This is a genomic window from Variovorax sp. V93, assembly GCF_041154485.1.
GTDB lineage: Bacteria > Pseudomonadota > Gammaproteobacteria > Burkholderiales > Burkholderiaceae_C > Variovorax > Variovorax beijingensis_A.
Map to the genome: position 1 here is coordinate 2,769,794 of NZ_AP028669.1, position 16,578 is coordinate 2,786,371.

Genomic DNA, 16,578 nt, shown 5'->3' on the forward strand with positions numbered 1-16,578 from the left:
ATTGGCCGGGATACTGGGTGGATACAAATTGCTTGAAAGCCACCTCCCAGTGAACGTGCTGATCGTCGACGACAACGAAGCCGCGGCTGACCTGCTGCAGGAACTGCTGACGCTGCAGGACCATACCGTCCGCTGCACCTACACGGCGCAACAGGCCATGGATGCGGCGGCCGACGAGCGCTTCGACGCGGCGCTCATCGACCTCACGCTGCCCGACTTTCCCGGCACCGAGGTGGCGCGGCGGCTGCGTTCGGTCGCAGCGGACCGCGGCCCTCGGCTGCTCGTCGCCATTTCGGGCTTTTCGGAGGAAGAGGCGGCCGGCGCCGCAGCGCAGAGCCTGTTCGACCACCACCTTCAGAAGCCCATCGACATGGGCGAACTCTCCGCCATCCTGTCCGCGCCGCGCTGAGCGAGGCACCTGGCCGTTCAGTCCCGGTCTTCGTAATCCCGGTCGTTGTCCCATTCGTCGCCGTTCGGCGGGCGATACGGGTAGCCCGGCCCGTAGTAGATCCGTCCGGGCGGCGGCGCATAGACGGGTGCCGGCCGGTAGTACACGGGCGGCGGCGGACGGTAGTAGACCGGCGGGGCCGGCGCGTAGTAGATCGGCGCCGGATAGTAGGCAGGCGGCGGCACGTAGTACGGCGCCGGATAGTCACCCGCCCCGATCTGCACCGACCAGCTGCCGCGCGCGCTGGCCGCGCCCGCGGCGAGGAGCGCACTGGCCGTCGCGCCAAGGGCCACCCATTTGAAGACAGAAGAACGCTTGTTTTTGACTTTCACTGCAGCTCCCTTGAAAAGGCGCTGACGGCCAGCACCCATGGTGGTTGCAACGTCCGACGCACTCTGCGAGTGCACCTGCCGCCTCGCCGGATCGTTGCCAAACGTCACTGCGCGGCCGATGCCGCTCAGCTCGTGATCTCGCGGCGCGAAAGCTGCACTTCGGCGCCGGCGGTATTGAACGCAATCGTCGGTGCGGTGAAATCGCTCAGCGGCGCGCCCAGGCCGATTTCGCCGCGCCCGTGCAGCACGCATTCCTCGCGCCTGAGCGCCACTTCCTGGCTCGGCCCGCCGTTGCCGTGAAACCGGACCCAGGTGCCGTAGGTGCTTAGGTCGGTCAGCACGCAGCTGCCATGCCGCAGCTCGATGCGTGCATGCAGCCTGGAGACGCGCGGATCGTTGACCACGAACTGCGCATCGCTCACGCGCCCGAGGTGGATCGGCAGTTCTTCGGTGCGGAAGGTGGACCGCACATCGAGCCACGCCAGCTCGATCTGCCCCAGTGAAGAATCGGGCAGCCGCAGCGGCGTCAGCGCGGCCGGCAGCGTGAGGAACGAAGTCATTTCCTCCTGCCAGTCGATGCGGTGGACGGCCGACATCTCGCTGCGCCCGCGAATGGTGATGAGCCCCAGGTCGCGATGCCGAACGCCGGTTTCGCCCAACTGCGCGATCGCCGCATCGGTGGCCCAGATCTGCCCGGGCCCCGCCAGGTCGCTCAGACGCGACGCCAGGTTGACGGCATCGCCGAAGCAGTCGCCCTCGACCTCGACCACCTCGCCGCTTGCAACGCCGATCTGCAGCGCCATGCGCAGCGGCACGGGCCAGGTCATGAGGCGCTTCTGGTGATGGCGCTGCAGTTCGATCACTGCCTGCATGGCGGTGGCCGCGTTCGAAAAAATGGCGAACACGCCATCGCCGAGCGACTTCACGACCCTGCCGCCGTGTGCCTGGCAGACGCCGCCGATCCATTGGGTCAGCCGCGTCACCGTGTCGGTGGCGCGTGCATTTCCCATGGCTTCGAAAACCCTGGAGCTTCCGGTCAGGTCTGCGAATACGACTGTGGAATTGACGTCCATGCTGTGACAGCGGCCTGTTTATATTACTTTTGTACTCAAACCCTTATGGCAGCTTTAAGTGCAACGTAAAGTGTGTTGTTTACAAACAAGAAACAGTGTTTCAGAACTTGTGATTCGCGCGCCCGAGGCTTAAGGTAGCGACCGTCCTGGCTCCCGGCAATACGCCTTTAGTCCACATGCTGCCTCTTCGTCGTTTTTTCCGCCTCCTCGGAATTCCCGGTATCGGGTCTCCCCGGGTGGGAGAGAACCAGCTGGGACGCATCCGGGCCGCCATGCTGTCGGTGCTGCAGGCGCATGGCGAGCACTCGGTCCAGCGCGTGGCGCAGCGCGTGCGCTTTGCATCCGATGTGGAAGCGCTCTGGTACCTGCGGCAGGACGTGATGGTTGCGCTGAGCGCCATCGACGGCGAAGCCGCAGCCCGCCGCCAGATGAAAGCCATCAACAGCATGTTCAAGGGCGGCCTGCCCGGCTCGATGGGCCCGCGCGCCCATCAGCGCTTCACCCACTGAAGGATACCGCGGCAGCTCGCGTTCAATGCGCATGGCCGTGGTCGTGGCCGTGGCCGCCATGCCGGTGGCCCCACACCATGAAGACGTCGCGTCCTTCGGCAGCCAGCTCGACCTTCGCGCCCACGGGCAGCAGCACCTTGGTCGGCACGTGCCCGAAAGGCAGGCCCGTGAGCACGGGCACCTTGAGCGTGGCTCGCAGCCGGTCGACCACCGCTTCGAACCCGAAGCCGCGGTCGTAGCCCGGCACCTTGCGCATGCCCGTGAACTGGCCGAAGACGATGGCGCGCTGCCTGGCCAGCACGCCGGCCATACGCAGCTGGTCGAGCATGCGCTCGATGCGGTAGGGATGCTCGTTGACGTCCTCGATGAAAAGCACGCCCTTCTCCACTGCGGGGAAATAAGGTGTTCCGAGCAGGCTCGCGAGCACGCACAGGTTGCCGCCCCACAAGGTGGCGTCGTGCACGGGCTTCAGCTTCAGGCCGGCATCGCGCACCGGCATGCGCCAGCCGGTGCCTTCGCCCTGCCCGCTTGCCAGGTCGCCGAAGCAGGCTTCCATGATGTCGTCCGCGCCGCCTTCGGCACCGAAGTCTTCGCCGACGGCGGGGCCGGCCCAGGTCACGGCGCCGGTCTTGGCCAAGAGTGCGCACTGCAGCGCGGTGAAGTCGCTGAGGCCGACGAATTCGGTGCCGCGCCCGATCGCCTTGGCCACGGCCTTGTAGGGAATCGCGTCGAGGATGCGCGTGAGTCCGTAGCCGCCGCGTGCGATCAGTGCAATGTCGGCGCTGCTTGCGGCAGCGCGGCTGATGGCGGCGAGGCGCGTGGCGTCGTCGCCCGCAAAGCGCTGGTGCACGGCCAGCGCGGCTTCGTCGATTTCGACCTCGTAGCCCAGCGCCTTGAGTCTTGCCACGCCGCGCCGGAAGGCGGCCTTGTCGCGAATCGCGCTGGAGGGGGAATAGATGTAGATGTGTTTGCTCACGGCGTCGAGTATCCCATTGCGTTGCGCACCTCCTGGGCGAGCAGCGCAGCCTGCTGCGCATTCGGGCCGGACGAGGACGCCATGGGGCCGAGCGCGCGCAGCGCGGCCTGGTAGCCGCGGTCGGGGAACGGCGTGCGCCATGCATCGCCCACCGGCTCGCCGCCTTCGGGCGCGAGCAGCACGGCTGCAAACAGGCCGCCCCTTCCGGCCTGCAGCCGTGTGGCCAGGGCGGTGGCCGCGGCGCTGTGCACCAGCACCATCGGCGGCGGCTGCAGGCGGTCGAGCCATTCGTTCAGGACCTGGCAGTGCCATTCGATGCGGTGCGCCGCTTCGCGCTTGGGCTTGTCGCTCTTGCCGAAGCCGATCAGGTCAGGCACCAGCGTGCGCAGCCCGGGCGCCCCGACGAGGTGGCGAAAGAAGTAGCCCCATTCGCCCGGACCATGAAGGCACAGGCAGGCGGCGGCCGAACCGTCCTGCGGCCCCTCGTCGAGGTAGTGCATGCGCCAGCCCTGCAGGCTGGCCAGGTCATGGATGTAGCGCGGCTCGAAGGCGTAGCCGGCGAGCGCATCGAAACGCTCGGGCGGCGTGCGCAACGCGTCGTCGCGCAGGGGCTCCGCCTGCTCGCGCGCCGCATCGCGGCGCTGCTGGAAGAAGCCTTGCAGCAGCGCGCTGCACTCCGCGGCCAGCACGCCGCCCTGCACCTGCGTGCGGTGGTTCAGCCGGGGTTCGGCAAACAGATCGAGCACCGAGCCGGCCGCGCCGGTCTTGGGGTCGGCCGCACCGAACACCACGCGCGCGAGCCGCGCATGCAGCATGGCACCTGCGCACATCGCGCAGGGCTCGAGCGTGACGAACAGCTCGCAGCCGTCGAGCCGGTAGTTGCCGAGCGCGGCGGCGCCGGCGCGCAGCGCGTTGATCTCGGCATGGGCGCTCGGGTCGTGCTGCGCGACCGGCGTGTTGCGACCGGTGGCGACGAGCTGCCCGTTCCTGACCAGTACCGCGCCGACCGGCACCTCGCCTGCCTCGGCCGCAAGGCGCGCCTCGGCCAGCGCGAGCGCCATCCAATGCGCATCGTCCATGGGCTTGGAAGCGGACTCAGTTGTCATCCGGCATCTTGCGCGCCTGCGCCGCGGCGTCGAGCGCTTCCTTGACCTGCTTTTGCACCTGCTGGGCCTGCGTGCGCGCATCGGCGGGCGCCTCGCCGGCCGCGGGCGCGGCAACGCTGGTGAGCTGCTTCTTCGCCACCACCCCGGCGATCACGAGCGCCAGCAGCAGGCCGAGCAGTCCGAACATGCGCATCTCAGCCTCCTTCCGCCACGGGCGCTTCGGCCGTCATGCCCAGGCGCTCCATCCACACGGCCAGCGCCTTCTCGTCGGGCGTGCCGGCGCTGTAGACGGCATGCATGGCGGCGTGCGATTCGCGCCGGTGCTGGTTCAGCTTGACCTTGCATTGCAGTGCGCTCACGCGCAGCTCGAATCCGACGATCCCGGCCAGCATCTTGAGCTGGAACTCCTCGCCCAGGTCGCGCCATTGCTGCGCATAGCCGGGCTCGTGCTCGCCGATGAGCTTCTTGAGCAGCGCGTCCTTGGCCGCGGGCTCCTCGATCAGCCGGGCCTGGACGGTGCAATGCACCACCAGGTAGTTCCAGGTCGGCACGCGCGCGAGGTCCGGATAGACCGAGGGCGACAGGTAGGCATGCGGACCGAGAAAGGTGGCCACCGCCTGCGGCCGCGCCTGCAGATGGCGCCAGTGCGGATTGGGCTTGGCGCAGTGGCCCAGCAGCACCAGCTGGCCGCCCTCCTGCTGCTCGGCCACCAGCGGCAGGTGGGTGACGTAGGGCAGGCCTTCGTCGTCGGTCGAGATCAGGCTGGCGAAGGGATGTGCGCGCATCAGCTCCAGCGCGATGGCCGGGTCCTTGGCGTTGAATTGCGGCGGCATGTACATGGGGCAATTTCCTCGTGGTGAGGCTCGATTGTCCCCGAGCCGTCCTATCGTGCGCGCGGCGTTTCCAGCAGCTTCACCATGGCCGTGTAGCCGCGGGCCCGGGCCAGCTGGAGCGGCGTGTTGCCTTGCCGGTCCGCCAGCGAGAGGTTGGCGCCCGCATCGATCAGCGCGGCCAGCGTGCGTTGGTGGCGCGGGCCGCCGTCGCCGAGCACGATCGATTCGATCACTGCCGTCCAGTGCAGGTTGTTGACATGGTCGAGCGGCGCGCCGGCCGCGATCAGCTGGCGCACCACTTCGTCATGGCCCAGGTGCGCGGCGGCAATGAGCGCGGTGCCGTCGTAGCGGCTCGTCACCTGTCCAGCCTTTGCGCCGAGCGACAGCAGCAGCGCGAGCGTCGCGGCGTCGTCGGCCACCGCGGCGATGGTGACGGCGTCGTAGCGGTCGTCGTCGAGCAGGTCGAGGTTTGCGCCGGCCTTGGCAAGCAGCTTCACCGCCTCGCGCTGCCGGGCATGCGTGGCAACGTGCAGGGGCGTGCGGCCCCGCGCATCGCGCGTGTCGAGATTGGCGCCGGACGCGATCAGGCCCTTGAGCCTGGGCAGGTCGCCCTGCCAGGCCACGCGGTGCAGCCCTTCATAGGCCAGCAGCTCGGCCGCCTGTGGCGGCACCTGGGCCGACGCACCAGCCGATGCGCCCAACCCAAGCGCGACTGCCAGCAGCCCGGACCAGATGCCATGCTTCATCATCAGCCCAGCTGGCCCTTGACCTTCTCGATGGCGGCGTTGGCGCACTGGTCGTCCAGGTGGCCGCCCGGCGCACCGCCGACGCCCACGGCGCCGATCACTTCGTTGCCCGACTTCACCGGCACGCCGCCGCCCAGCAGCAGGAAGCCCGGCAGGTACACCAGGTTGGCGGCGCCCGGATTCTTCTGCGCACCTTCCATCATGGCCTGCGTCGCGCTCTTGGCCGATGCCGAGGTCCATGCCTTGCGCTCGCTCGACGCCAGCGTGTGCGGGCCGGCGTTGTCGGCGCGCTGCATGGCGCGCACGGTGCCGGCGCGGTCGACCACGGTGGCGGCCACGTTGTAGCCGTTGGCGGCGCAGGCGGCCACGGCTTCGGCCGCGATCTGGTTGGCCAGCGCGAGCGAGATGTTCTTTTCGGTGCGCACCGCGGGTGCTGGCGCCTGGGCCTGGACGGCCGATGCAGCGAGCAGGATGGCGAGGGCGCCGAAGCGAAGGTTGGGGCGCATTTTTCGTTTTCTCCAGTGAATGCAGGGTGAATGGCGCCGGCCGTTTGCCGGCGGCTGCGCCACTGTAGAAAACACTGCCCGCCGCAGCCATTCGTACGGCTACGCCCGGGGCTCCGTAGTTCTACGGAGCGCCCACGTTCAGCCTTCGCCGGCCGCCAGCACCGCGTAGCGCCGGATCAGCTGCGCGAGCGAATCGCAGTCGAGCTTGGCGAACAGGTTGGCGCGGTGCGTCTCGACCGTGCGCGGCGACAGCGCAAGCGTGCGCGCAATCTCCTTGTTGGTCAGGCCCTGCACGATGAAGGCAAGCACCTCGCGCTCGCGCTCCGACAGCTGCGCCACGCGCTCGCGCGCTGCGTTGTCGGCCTGCGAGCGTTCGCGCGAACGCACATGCTGGCGCACCGCCTGCTGCAGGGCTTCGAGCAGTTGCTCGTCGTCCACCGGTTTCTCCAGGAACTCGGCCGCGCCGGCCTTGAAGGCGCGGCGGCACATCTCGACCGTGCCGTGGCCCGTGAGCATGATCACCGGCTGGTCGACGCCCTGCGCCATGAGCCGGTCGAGCACCGTGAGGCCGCTGATGCCGGGCATGCGCACGTCGAGCACGATGGCGCCGACGCTCGCGCGGTCGAAGCCGTCGATGAAGGCCTGCGGATCGGCCCAGCCCTGCACCCGCAGGCCGACCGTGCCGATCAAGAGCGACAGGCTGTCGCGCACCGCCTGGTCGTCGTCGATGAGATGGATCAGCGGCGATTGCGGCTGGTGGATGGCCGAGGTGTTGTTCATGCCATGCGCTCCGTGGATGCTGCCACCAGCGGCAGCAGCAGCGTGAAGCGTGCGCCGCGCGGCGCCGCGTTGGCCGCGGACAGGCTGCCGCCCATGCCGCTCGCCAGCGTTTCGCTGAGGCTCAGGCCAAGGCCCAGGCCGCCTTCGCGAGTGCTGAAGAAGGGCTCGAAGAGGCGCGGCATGGCTTCGGGCGCGATGCCGCGTCCGTTGTCGGTCACGGTCAGCACGCCCTCCTGGCCGTTGCGACCGACAGAAACGGAAAGGCGGCGTTCGGACGCAGGCACCAAGTCGAGCGCCTGCAAGGCGTTCATCAGCAGGTTGTGCACGATCTGCTCGAGCGCCACCGCTTCGGCCTGCACGCGCACCGGCGCCTGCGCGGTGGCGTCGAACTGCGCCGCAACGCCGCGCTGCGCGAACTCGGGCGCCAGCAGGTGCATGGCGCTGCGTACCACCTCCTGCAGCACCAGTGGCTTCACGTCGCCGCCGGCTTCGGGGCGTTCGATGACGCGGCGCAGTCGCCCGACCACGCCGGCCGCGCGGCGCGCCTGCTCCACGGCTTGCCCCATGGCATTGCGCGCCGTGGCCAGGTCGGGCGGATCGTCGTCGAGCAGCCGCCGTGCGGCCTGCGCATTGGCCAGCACGGCCGTGAGCGGCTGGTTCAGCTCGTGTGCCAGCCCCGCCGAAAGCTCGCCCAGGGCATTGAGCCGCGCCACCTGGCCGAGCCGCAGCAGCTCCTCGGCCCGGCGGCGCGCGATGCGCTGGCGCTGCGCGGTCCACAGGCCGGCCAGCAGCAGCGCCGTCGCCACGCCCCAGCCGCCGATGCTGCGCCATGGCAGCTCGGCCCAGCCCACATGGCGCTCGGCCACGAGGTCGAAAGGCTGGCTCGGCGAGGCCAGGGGTTTGGTGAGGCCGAAGCGCCAGCCTCCCGCGTCCGCTTGCGCCGCCTGTCCCGGCTGCAGCACGAACTGCTGCGCGCCGCGCTGCAGGCTCACGCGCACCGGGCTGTGCTTCGGGTCCATCGGCCAGTCGCGCCACGGCACCGAGCCGGCCAGGTCGATTTCGAGGGCGTAGCTGACGGGCGTCGCGCCCATCACGAGCTGGTAGCGGCCCTGTGCGAGGTCCAGCCCCGCCAGTTCGGCGCGGCGCTCGCTGCGCGAACGCGCTTCAGCCGCGGCCAGCGCACCGGCCTGCTTCTCGTCGCGCCAGGCCTCATCACGTTCGCGCCGCTGCACGCGCAGGATCGACGGATAGACCGATGGCAGGCGCTGCTCCGGGCGGTCCGCACCGTCGCCGGGTTCGAGCAGCGCGAGCGTGGCCAGCACCGCGTCGTACTGCACCACCTGCTGGCTCATGAGCCGGTGCGCGATGCGTGCGTCGGTCTCGAAATCCCGCTGCAACTGCGCGAGCTCGGTGCGCGCGAGCCACGCCGCGCCCACGGCCGTGAGGGCCAGCCATGCCAGCCACCAGCCACCCTGCGTGCGCAACCACTGTTTCATGGCGCGGATTGTGCCCGGCGCGGCGAGGCCGTCCGATGTTGGCCGAGAATGCGGCCCCAACATGGCTGATGAAGTGCAGGACTCCCTTTTCCCCGATCTTCCGCGCCCGCCCGAGGCGCCTTCCACGGTGCCGCCAGAGGCCGAGGTCGAGCCGCCTGTGAAGAAGAAGCCGCGCGGCGCCACGGTGGAACCGGCGCCCGCCGATCCGGCACTGGTCGAGCTGGCCGCGGCGCTCCCTTCCGGCCTGCGGCTCGGCACCTCTTCATGGAGCTATCCCGGCTGGGCCAAGCTCGTCTGGGATGGCGACTACGCCGAGGCGGTGTTGTCCAAGAACGGACTGTCCGCCCTCGCCCGGCACCCGCTTTTCCGCACGGTGAGCCTGGACCGCAACTTCTACCGCGCGCTCACCGCGAGCCAGTACGCGCGCTACGCGGCCATGGTGCCCGACGACTTCCGCTTCGTGGTGAAGGCGCCGAGCCTCGTGACCGACGCCACCGTGCGCGACGAGAGCGGCCGCGGCACGCAGGCCAACCCGGTGTTCCTGAACAGCGAGATCGCGATCCAGGAATTCGTGCAGCCGGCGCTCGAAGGCCTGGGCCACCGCATCGGCGCGCTGGTGTTCCAGCTGAGCCCGATTCCCGCGCAACTGCTGGCCGACCAGCCCGCGCTGCTCGCGCGCCTCGGCGAGATGCTCGAAGCCTTGCCCGGCCTGAAGCCGACGGCGCCCGATGCCGTGATCGCGGTCGAGGTGCGCGACCCGCAACTGCTCTGCCCTGCCTTTGCCGACATGCTGCGCAGCGTGGGCGCCACCTTCTGCATGGGCCTGCACGCCAAGATGCCGCCGATCGAAGACCAGCTGCCGATGCTGCGCGCGCTCTGGCCCGGACCGCTGGTGTGCCGCTGGAACCTGCACCGCCGCCACGGCCGCTTCGGCTATGAAGATGCGGAAAAGCTCTACGGCCCGTTCGACAGGATCGTCGATCCCGACCCCGAGACCCGCGAGGCGCTGGCCCGCGTGATCGCGGGCACCACCGGCGCGGGCCAGCTGGCCTACGTCACCGTGAGCAACAATGCCGAGGGCTGCGCACCGCTGACGATCGCCTCGCTCGCGCGAGACATCGCCGGCCTGTCCAAGCGCTAACTGCTGCGGCCTGCATTGTCCTTGGCTGCCACCGTCATCTCCAGCTCCACGCTCGCATTCTTCGGCAGCGCATAGACGCCGACGGCCGTGCGCACATGCACGCCGGCCTCGCCGAACACACGGTGCAGCAGCTCGGACGCCGCATCGGCCACCTCGCTCTGCTGCGTGAAATCGGCCGTGCACTGCACGAAGACCCCGACGCGCAGCACCTTCTCGATGCCGTCGAGCGAGCCGAGTTCGCGCCGCAGCAGGGTCAGGCAGCGCAAGGCGCAGATCTGCGCGGCCTCGCGGGCCTTGCCGAGCGGCACCTGGTCGCCCACGCGGCCGGTGACGGCCACCGTGGTGCCCACGCGCGGCACCTGGCCGCTGGTGTAGAGCGTGCGGCCGTCGCGCACGACAGGGATGTAGTTGCCGCCGGCAACGAGCTCGCCCTCGAAGCTGTGGCCCAGCTCGGCGGCGATGCGGTCGGCAATCTGGTCTCGGGTCTGCGATGTCACTTTTGGGCTTCCGTTCAGCGAAACCTCATTGTCGCCATCCGCTCTTCGACGAACAGATACAGATCGCACAGGCGCGATGCACAACAGACGCTGTGTAAAGCGTCAGGCGGCCCGCTGCGAAGGCCACCGCCCCAGCACCTCGTGGATGCCTTCGCCGACGTGGCTTTCGATCAGCGAGAACGAGCCCGCCATCCACCGGACCGGCTCGATGGCATGCGGCTCGATCTTGCGCGGCGTGTAGGCCAGCGTCATGTGTGGCGTGAAGCCGCGCTCGGGCTTGAAACCCGCATCCGCCAGTGCCTCGCCCAGGCGCTGCCTGAACGCCGCAAGCGCCGAGGTGCCGCCGCCGCACAGCACAAAGGCCTTGCTCTGCTCGAAGCGCATGGCCTCGTCGAACATCACCTCGAACGACGGCGGCGCCACGGCGGCAGCCGCCTCCAGGGCCGCTTGCACCGTTTCGCGCGGCACCGCCAGAAAATGCCCGAGGTGATACAGCGTGACATGCAGGCGATGCGCCTCGGTCAGCTTGCCTTTCAGCGAATGCCGGTCCTTCAGGCGCGCCGCCAGCGCGGCAATCGACGCGGCATCTTCGGGGCGCGGAAAGATTGCGAAGAAGAGAGAGCGCGGCAGGCGCTCCTTGCGCGGCGCAGTGCTGCGCGCACGGCGGGGTGGCGGCGGCGCGGGATCGATGCCTGGGAGTAGCAGCTGTTCGGGCATGGCAGATGTCGGGTTCACCGGTGCATTCAAACACGGCCCGGCACCGTTGACCCGCAGCCGGAACTCGGCGCATGCTGCACGGCTCTGACCTGCCATGAACGCCCCATCAGCACCCGGCCTTCCCCGGCGCACCGTCGCCGCAGCGCTCGTTGCCATGCCCGCGCTCTGGCTGGGCGCCCGCGCGCAGCCGGCGGCCAGCCGGCTCGCCACCCCTTCGCAGACCGAAGGCCCCTTTTATCCCGTGCGCCTGCCGCAGGATTCCGACGGCGATCTGCTGCGCAACGGCGCGCTGGACTACCGCGGCGGCCAGCCGGCCTGGGTCGACGGCACGGTGACCGATCTGGCCGGCAAGCCGCTGCGCGGCGCCCAGGTCGAGATCTGGCAGTGCGATCAGAACGGCCACTACCACCACCCCGGCGACGGCGACCGCGCCGATGCCGCCTTCCAGGGCTTCGGCCGCGTCACGGTCGGTGAAGACGGCAGCTACCGCTTCCGCACCATCCGCCCGGTGCCCTACAGCGGCCGCACGCCGCACATCCATGTCAAGGTGAAGCTCGGCACGCGCGAGCTGCTGACCACGCAGCTCTACGTGGCTGGCGACCCGGGCAATGCGCGCGACTTCATCTGGCGCAATCTTCCGCAGGCCGCGAGGGAGGCCGTCACAGTGCCTTTCGAGCGCGGGCCGGATGGGCTGCAGGCGCGCTTTCCAATTGCCGTTGCGGCCTGAAGGCGCCCGCCGATGCTGTTGCTGCTGACGCCCGGCCTCGCCGCGAGGGAACCAGGGCGCGCCAGGCAATCACGCAAGACGTGGCGCACAGCCCGATTCCCAGCAGCGAGAAGCCCAGGACCAGCGCATGCCGGAGCCACGGGCGCGCGAGAAGCGGCGCGAAGTCCAGGCTGTGCAGCCCATGGTAGAGAACGCGCTGCCATCGGCCTGAGGTGTCGCTGCGCAGGAGAATGCGCGCCGACGCGGGGTCTGCGAAGGCCGCCACGCCATCGGACCAGTCGGCGCGCCACACGGGCAGCGGACGGGTGTGGCGGGTGTTCGGGTCCGCAGGCTTGCGTGCGTAGTACAGATCGTCGTAGGAATCGATGCGGCGCAGCGCGGGAACGCCGGCCTCCGGACGCAGCGCGGCCAGCAAGGCCTGGACGGTGGCCGCAGGCAGCGCGGCAATGGCCCGCCCCGGATCGCGCGTCTCGGCACGTACCAGCAGCTGGCCTTCGGCGGATTGCAACCGATACCACGGCTGCCCCGCAACCTGCAGCAGCTCCAGCTCACGTGCCGCGAGGCCCTGCCGGCTGGCCTGCTTCAGCGCCTCGGCCGGATCGAGCCGCGCCTCGGCCGGCGCACCGGCCCAGCGCACGCGTTCGTCCGCCGTGGCCCCGCGCGCGGAAAACACGCCGAACGGATTCATCGACAACAGGCCTGAACAGATCCACGTGAGCGTGAAGATGCCTGCCGCCAGCCCGGCGATGTGGTGCCAGCGCAGCCAGAACTTGCGGTAGGGAATCCAGCGCGAACGGTTCAGGAAGAGCTGCCAGGTGCCCAGCACCACGCCGCTCAGCGCCAGCAGCGTCGCGGGAAGGGCGAGCCACACCACGACGTGGTGCCAGGCGGCGGGGAACTGCCGCAGCACGGTCGGATAGATCCAGTGCGGCACGGCACCCAGCCAGTTCCAGAAGCGCTCGGCGCGGCGCGTGTCGCGCACGACCTCTGCGGCATCCGGCGAAACATAGAGCTCGAGCCCGTCCTCGCCAGCCAATGCGACCTTCACCAGCGGCCGATAGGGATCGAGGCCCTGCGGCACGGTCCATTGGTCGCGCTCCAGGCGCTCGGTGTGCTGCGCGCGGCGCCCGCTGAAGGCCTCGGCCGCGGCGGCCGCCTGTGAATCCGTGAGCGGCGGCCGCAAGGCACCACTGCGCGCGTCGAGCGTTTGCCAATGGGGCGCAGCAGCGCCCTGCTCTCCATGCGCCAGCAACCGCCAGACCGGATCCGCACCCGCCATGCCCAGGCGCGCCTCGCTGAAGCGAAGTCCGGCGCGCCGGGCCGCTTCCTCGGCGGTCAGGCAGCACCCTGGCGGCAGTTGCAGCGGCGGCACGGCCTGCAGGCGTTCCACGGGCGCGAGGCTCGGGAACGGCACGAAGTACAGGACAACCCCGCTCGCAAACCACATGAGGAAGAACAACGCAAGCACGACGCCCAGCCACTTGTGCAGAAAGATGAGGGCCTTCTTCATGGCGCAATTGCCAGCTGCACGGCATCGATCATTCAGAAGCGCGCACGCGCCGTCAGCTGCACCGTGCGCGGCGCGCCCAGCAGCCAGCGCACGTTGCCGGTGCCCGAGACCGCATAGTCGCGGTCCGTCAGGTTCTTGACGGCCAGACTGAAATCGAGGCTGCGCGAAAACTCGTAGGCCAGCGACACATCGAACACCGTGTAGGCCGGCAGGCGCGCCGTGTTGGCCGCGTTCGACTGCCGCGCGCCGACATAGCGTGCCCCGATGCCCAGCTGCCACTGGGGCAGGAAGCGATAGGCCGTCCACAGGTTGGCCGTGCGCTCGGGCACGCCGACCGGGATGTTGCCTGCGCGCGAGACGGCGCGGCCGGCGACCACTTCGTTGAACTCGTCATAGCGCGCACGCAGCAACGCGGCATTGGCGTCGACGGTCCAGCCGGGCATCGGCTCGGCCGCCATGGCCAGCTCGATGCCGGTCGACGATTGGCGCCCGACCTGTTGGGTGATCCTGGGGTCGCTGGCATCGCGGGACAGCAGGTTGCGCTTTTCGATGCGGTAGAGGGCCAGCGTCCATTCGCCCTTGATGGCCGGCAGGCTGCCCTTGGCGCCCACCTCGACCTGCCGGCCCTTGGTCAGGTCGAAGGCGTTGCCACCGTTCGGAAGCGACAGCGCACCGCTCAAGGGGTCGGTTCCCGTGCCGTACTGCCCATAGAAGGAAACCGCATCGCTGGGTGTCCAGACCGCACCAATGCGGCCCGTGACCGGACTGTATGTCTTCGACAGACGGGCGCCAGTGCGCAGATCGTTGTTGTCGAACCGCATGCGATCGCTGCGCAGGCCCGCCACGAGCTTCCAGCCGGGGGCGAGTTCCAGCGCATCCTCCGCGAAGAGCGCGGCCGTCTCCAGTGTGGAGCGGCGTCCCGGAAGCGTTGGCACCGGGCTGGTGAAATGGCCCGACGCAAAGAAGAACGGGTCGACCGTGCTCACGCCGCCGTAGGGCGAATTGTTGGTGTGCAGCAGGCTCGTGCGGTACCAGTCCAGGCCGGCGACGAAGCGGTTCTTCAAGCCGCCGAGCGTGCCGTCGAAGGTGGCATCGAAGCGGTTGCCCGTCTGCTCCTGGTCGTGCAGGATCTCGATGTAGTCGCCGCGGCCGACCCGCGTGCCGGCCCTGTTGAAGCTGTAGGCCTCCGTGTTGCGCCAATGGCGCGCGGACGCCAGGTGGTAGAGCTCGTTGCGCAGCCGGATGCCGTCGCCGAGCTGGTATTCGGCCTTGGCACGCCACATGCGGTCGTCGTACTTGACGACCGAATCGTCCACGTTGAAGTTGGTGCGCCGCAGCCGGCTGTCGAGCGCGCCATCGAGAAGCGGCGTGCCGAAGTAGCGCGCATCGTCATTGCGGCCGCCATCGAACGACAGCGTCAGCTTGAGCGCGCTACTCGGACGCGCCGCAAGCGCGAGCGCGTAGTTCTGCCGGTCGTAGTTCTCGAAGCGGCGAAAACCATCGCTCGCGCCCGCATCGACGTAGACGGAATAGGCCAGGCTGTCATTGATCGGCCCGCGCAGTCCGATGCCGCCCTGCCGCGTCCCGAAGGAGCCCAGGCTGAAGAAGGCTTCGCGCTCCGTGCGATCGAAGCGCGGCTGGTTGGTGATGTAGTTGACGGCCGCGCCGATGGCGCCGTCGCCAAAGAGCACCGAGGCCGGCCCCCTGAGCACCTCGACCGACTCGAAGGGCCAGCTGGAGAACGGATAGGTCACGGTGCCGGACGCAACCACCAGCCGCGTGCCGTCGACCAGTTGGGCCACGGAGTTGTGCCCCGCAAAGCCCCGCGCCACCAGGCTGGTGCCGCCGTTGCCGGGCGCCGGCGCTTCGGTGACGCCCGGAAAGCGGATGGCGACATCCTGCGCGCGGGCCAGGTTGCGTTCGGCGATGTCGGCGCTGCCCAGGCTGCTGACACTGGCCGGCGTCTCGCGCGGCGCAAGGCCCAGGCGCGAGCCGGTCGCGTTCGGCAGGTCGAGGCCCAGGCTGCTGCCGGGAGCGGTTTCGCCGGCTGACACCTCTACGGCCGGCAAGGCGGCCTGGGCGCGGGATGCGACCGGGTGCATCGCCAGGCCGGCGATGCATGCCATGGCGCGTATCGCCCTGTGGCGGCGGATCGATGGGCACTCGATCGATGGGAACTTTGCGGATGGCTTCATGCTGCTGTGGCCAGGCATTGTTCGAGTCCCTGCACCAGGACATCCCTGGGCAGCTGCCTGCCGATGAAGACGATGCGGCTGTGGTGCGGCTCGCCCTCTTTCCAGCTGGAGCCGGCCTCGGTGCCCATCAGCATGTGGACGCCTTGCAGCACCACGCGGGTGTCCAGTCCGACCACTGCGATCACGCCCTTGTAGCGCATCAGGTGGGTGCCGTAGATCCGCAGGATGGCGCCGAAGAAATCTTCCAGCCGCGCCGCATCGAAGGGCCGTTCGGCGCGAAACACGAAGCTGGAGACATCGTCGTCGTGTTCGTGATCGACATCGGTCAGGAAGTCGGGTTCGATCTCCAGGATCGCGTTCAGGTTGAACCCGCGGATATCGAGCAGCTGGTCGATCGGGGCCTGGCCGAAATGCGCCGCGGTGATCGGCGCGCGCGCATTCATGCGCAGCAGGCGCTGCTCGAGCGCCCTTACCTCTTCGACCGACACCAGATCGGTCTTGGACAACAGGATGCGGTCCGCAAAGCCCACCTGCTCCTGGGCTTCATGGTGCTCGTCGAGCTGAGCCATCGCATGCCTGGCGTCGACCAGCGTGACGATCGCGTCGAGCAGATAGGTCTGGCTGATCTCTTCATCGACGAAGAAGGTCTGCGCCACGGGCGCCGGGTCGGCCAGCCCGGTGGTCTCGATGATCACACGCTCGAAGCTCGCGCTGCTGTTCCTGCGGCGCGCCGCGAGCTCGCCGAGGATGCGCACCAGATCGCCGCGCACGGTGCAGCAGATGCAGCCGTTGTTCATCTCGATGATCTGCTCGCCCTCTTCCTGCACCAGCAGTTCGTTGTCGATGCCGGCTTCGCCGAACTCGTTCTCGATCACGGCAATCTTGTGGCCGTGCTGCTCCTTCAGGATGCGGTTCAGCAACGTGGTCTTGCCGCTGCCGAGGAAGCCGGTGAGGATGGTGACGGGGACGAGGCTCATGGATGGCTC

The 16,578-nt window shown here is 69.2% G+C and carries 19 protein-coding genes; 4 read left to right on the forward strand and 15 right to left on the reverse strand.

What is annotated here, in order from left to right:
- Positions 1 to 49: 49 nt before the first annotated feature.
- Entirely contained in the window at positions 50 to 409 is a 360-nt protein-coding gene (locus tag ACAM54_RS13115) for a response regulator (protein ID WP_309934869.1), read from the forward strand.
- 17 nt (positions 410 to 426) lie between these two features.
- On the opposite strand, the gene ACAM54_RS13120 is transcribed toward ACAM54_RS13115, so the two are convergent.
- Positions 427 to 780 (reverse strand): hypothetical protein, encoded by a 354-nt coding sequence (locus ACAM54_RS13120; protein ID WP_369647849.1) that lies wholly within the window; start codon positions 778 to 780, stop codon positions 427 to 429.
- 125 nt (positions 781 to 905) lie between these two features.
- Positions 906 to 1,853, reverse strand: a complete 948-nt coding sequence (locus ACAM54_RS13125) for an adenylate/guanylate cyclase domain-containing protein (RefSeq protein ID WP_192323852.1) — start codon at positions 1,851 to 1,853, stop codon at positions 906 to 908.
- Positions 1,854 to 2,089: 236 nt separating this feature from the next.
- On the opposite strand from ACAM54_RS13125, the gene ACAM54_RS13130 reads away from it, so the two are divergent.
- On the forward strand, positions 2,090 to 2,362 hold the full coding sequence (locus ACAM54_RS13130; RefSeq protein ID WP_261380458.1) for a hypothetical protein: 273 nt from the start codon (positions 2,090 to 2,092) through the stop codon (positions 2,360 to 2,362).
- A 22-nt stretch (positions 2,363 to 2,384) separates the two neighbouring features.
- Here ACAM54_RS13130 and ACAM54_RS13135 read toward each other — a convergent pair whose 3' ends face one another.
- The 8 genes from ACAM54_RS13135 to ACAM54_RS13170 all read right to left on the reverse strand — a co-directional run bounded on the left by ACAM54_RS13135 (position 2,385) and on the right by ACAM54_RS13170 (position 8,805).
- The gene (locus ACAM54_RS13135; RefSeq protein ID WP_369647850.1) at positions 2,385 to 3,338 is read right to left on the reverse strand and encodes an LD-carboxypeptidase; all 954 of its coding nucleotides are present in this window, start codon (positions 3,336 to 3,338) and stop codon (positions 2,385 to 2,387) included.
- Complete coding sequence (tadA, locus tag ACAM54_RS13140; RefSeq protein ID WP_369647851.1) at positions 3,335 to 4,444, reverse strand: tRNA adenosine(34) deaminase TadA; 1,110 nt, start codon at positions 4,442 to 4,444, stop codon at positions 3,335 to 3,337. The genes ACAM54_RS13135 and tadA overlap by 4 nt, the downstream gene beginning before the upstream one ends.
- A complete protein-coding gene (locus ACAM54_RS13145) occupies positions 4,434 to 4,637 on the reverse strand; it encodes a hypothetical protein (protein WP_369647852.1) in 204 nt (67 codons plus the stop codon). Before ACAM54_RS13145 ends, tadA begins: the two co-directional genes overlap by 11 nt.
- 1 nt (position 4,638) lies before the next feature.
- Entirely contained in the window at positions 4,639 to 5,283 is a 645-nt protein-coding gene (locus ACAM54_RS13150) for an FMN-binding negative transcriptional regulator (RefSeq protein WP_369647853.1), read from the reverse strand.
- A 44-nt stretch (positions 5,284 to 5,327) separates the two neighbouring features.
- Positions 5,328 to 6,026: an ankyrin repeat domain-containing protein gene (locus ACAM54_RS13155; protein WP_145747373.1), complete on the reverse strand. Its 699-nt coding sequence runs from the start codon at positions 6,024 to 6,026 to the stop codon at positions 5,328 to 5,330.
- Positions 6,026 to 6,529: a heme-binding protein gene (locus ACAM54_RS13160; protein WP_309934859.1), complete on the reverse strand. Its 504-nt coding sequence runs from the start codon at positions 6,527 to 6,529 to the stop codon at positions 6,026 to 6,028. Before ACAM54_RS13160 ends, ACAM54_RS13155 begins: the two co-directional genes overlap by 1 nt.
- Positions 6,530 to 6,667: 138 nt before the next feature.
- On the reverse strand, positions 6,668 to 7,309 hold the full coding sequence (locus ACAM54_RS13165) for a response regulator transcription factor (protein ID WP_192323844.1): 642 nt from the start codon (positions 7,307 to 7,309) through the stop codon (positions 6,668 to 6,670).
- Positions 7,306 to 8,805 carry a sensor histidine kinase gene (locus tag ACAM54_RS13170; RefSeq protein ID WP_369647854.1) on the reverse strand — a complete coding sequence of 500 codons (1,500 nt, stop codon included), beginning with the start codon at positions 8,803 to 8,805 and terminating at the stop codon, positions 7,306 to 7,308. The genes ACAM54_RS13165 and ACAM54_RS13170 overlap by 4 nt, the downstream gene beginning before the upstream one ends.
- A gap of 61 nt (positions 8,806 to 8,866) precedes the next feature.
- On the opposite strand from ACAM54_RS13170, the gene ACAM54_RS13175 reads away from it, so the two are divergent.
- Positions 8,867 to 9,946, forward strand: a complete 1,080-nt coding sequence (locus ACAM54_RS13175) for a DUF72 domain-containing protein (RefSeq protein ID WP_369647855.1) — start codon at positions 8,867 to 8,869, stop codon at positions 9,944 to 9,946.
- Here the strand turns inward: ACAM54_RS13175 and ACAM54_RS13180 are convergent.
- The gene (locus tag ACAM54_RS13180; RefSeq protein ID WP_369647856.1) at positions 9,943 to 10,443 is read right to left on the reverse strand and encodes a RidA family protein; all 501 of its coding nucleotides are present in this window, start codon (positions 10,441 to 10,443) and stop codon (positions 9,943 to 9,945) included. The genes ACAM54_RS13175 and ACAM54_RS13180 overlap by 4 nt on opposite strands.
- 102 nt (positions 10,444 to 10,545) lie before the next feature.
- Positions 10,546 to 11,160 carry a 2'-5' RNA ligase family protein gene (locus ACAM54_RS13185; protein WP_369647857.1) on the reverse strand — a complete coding sequence of 205 codons (615 nt, stop codon included), beginning with the start codon at positions 11,158 to 11,160 and terminating at the stop codon, positions 10,546 to 10,548.
- Positions 11,161 to 11,314: 154 nt separating this feature from the next.
- On the opposite strand from ACAM54_RS13185, the gene ACAM54_RS13190 reads away from it, so the two are divergent.
- Positions 11,315 to 11,887, forward strand: a complete 573-nt coding sequence (locus ACAM54_RS13190; RefSeq protein ID WP_192323918.1) for a protocatechuate 3,4-dioxygenase — start codon at positions 11,315 to 11,317, stop codon at positions 11,885 to 11,887.
- Here the strand turns inward: ACAM54_RS13190 and ACAM54_RS13195 are convergent.
- The 3 genes from ACAM54_RS13195 to ACAM54_RS13205 all read right to left on the reverse strand — a co-directional run bounded on the left by ACAM54_RS13195 (position 11,820) and on the right by ACAM54_RS13205 (position 16,569).
- On the reverse strand, positions 11,820 to 13,397 hold the full coding sequence (locus ACAM54_RS13195; protein WP_369647858.1) for a PepSY domain-containing protein: 1,578 nt from the start codon (positions 13,395 to 13,397) through the stop codon (positions 11,820 to 11,822). The two genes, ACAM54_RS13190 and ACAM54_RS13195, sit on opposite strands and share 68 nt — an antisense overlap.
- A 32-nt stretch (positions 13,398 to 13,429) precedes the next feature.
- The gene (locus tag ACAM54_RS13200; RefSeq protein ID WP_369647859.1) at positions 13,430 to 15,523 is read right to left on the reverse strand and encodes a TonB-dependent receptor; all 2,094 of its coding nucleotides are present in this window, start codon (positions 15,521 to 15,523) and stop codon (positions 13,430 to 13,432) included.
- Positions 15,524 to 15,588: 65 nt separating this feature from the next.
- The gene (locus ACAM54_RS13205; RefSeq protein WP_369647860.1) at positions 15,589 to 16,569 is read right to left on the reverse strand and encodes a GTP-binding protein; all 981 of its coding nucleotides are present in this window, start codon (positions 16,567 to 16,569) and stop codon (positions 15,589 to 15,591) included.
- Positions 16,570 to 16,578 lie beyond the last annotated feature (9 nt).

What these genes read in the sequence shown, in the direction of transcription:
- tadA (WP_369647851.1), bottom strand. Translation starts at nt 4,444, where the DNA reads ATGACAACTGAGTCCGCTTCCAAGCCCATGGACGATGCGCATTGGATG.
- ACAM54_RS13185 (WP_369647857.1), bottom strand. Translation starts at nt 11,160, where the DNA reads ATGCCCGAACAGCTGCTACTCCCAGGCATCGATCCCGCGCCGCCGCCA.
- ACAM54_RS13165 (WP_192323844.1), bottom strand. Translation starts at nt 7,309, where the DNA reads ATGAACAACACCTCGGCCATCCACCAGCCGCAATCGCCGCTGATCCAT.
- ACAM54_RS13160 (WP_309934859.1), bottom strand. Translation starts at nt 6,529, where the DNA reads ATGCGCCCCAACCTTCGCTTCGGCGCCCTCGCCATCCTGCTCGCTGCA.
- ACAM54_RS13125 (WP_192323852.1), bottom strand. Translation starts at nt 1,853, where the DNA reads ATGGACGTCAATTCCACAGTCGTATTCGCAGACCTGACCGGAAGCTCC.
- ACAM54_RS13200 (WP_369647859.1), bottom strand. Translation starts at nt 15,523, where the DNA reads ATGGCATGCATCGCCGGCCTGGCGATGCACCCGGTCGCATCCCGCGCC.
- ACAM54_RS13170 (WP_369647854.1), bottom strand. Translation starts at nt 8,805, where the DNA reads ATGAAACAGTGGTTGCGCACGCAGGGTGGCTGGTGGCTGGCATGGCTG.
- ACAM54_RS13175 (WP_369647855.1), top strand. Translation starts at nt 8,867, where the DNA reads ATGGCTGATGAAGTGCAGGACTCCCTTTTCCCCGATCTTCCGCGCCCG.
- ACAM54_RS13145 (WP_369647852.1), bottom strand. Translation starts at nt 4,637, where the DNA reads ATGCGCATGTTCGGACTGCTCGGCCTGCTGCTGGCGCTCGTGATCGCC.
- ACAM54_RS13190 (WP_192323918.1), top strand. Translation starts at nt 11,315, where the DNA reads ATGCCCGCGCTCTGGCTGGGCGCCCGCGCGCAGCCGGCGGCCAGCCGG.
- ACAM54_RS13195 (WP_369647858.1), bottom strand. Translation starts at nt 13,397, where the DNA reads ATGAAGAAGGCCCTCATCTTTCTGCACAAGTGGCTGGGCGTCGTGCTT.
- ACAM54_RS13205 (WP_369647860.1), bottom strand. Translation starts at nt 16,569, where the DNA reads ATGAGCCTCGTCCCCGTCACCATCCTCACCGGCTTCCTCGGCAGCGGC.
- ACAM54_RS13150 (WP_369647853.1), bottom strand. Translation starts at nt 5,283, where the DNA reads ATGTACATGCCGCCGCAATTCAACGCCAAGGACCCGGCCATCGCGCTG.
- ACAM54_RS13155 (WP_145747373.1), bottom strand. Translation starts at nt 6,026, where the DNA reads ATGATGAAGCATGGCATCTGGTCCGGGCTGCTGGCAGTCGCGCTTGGG.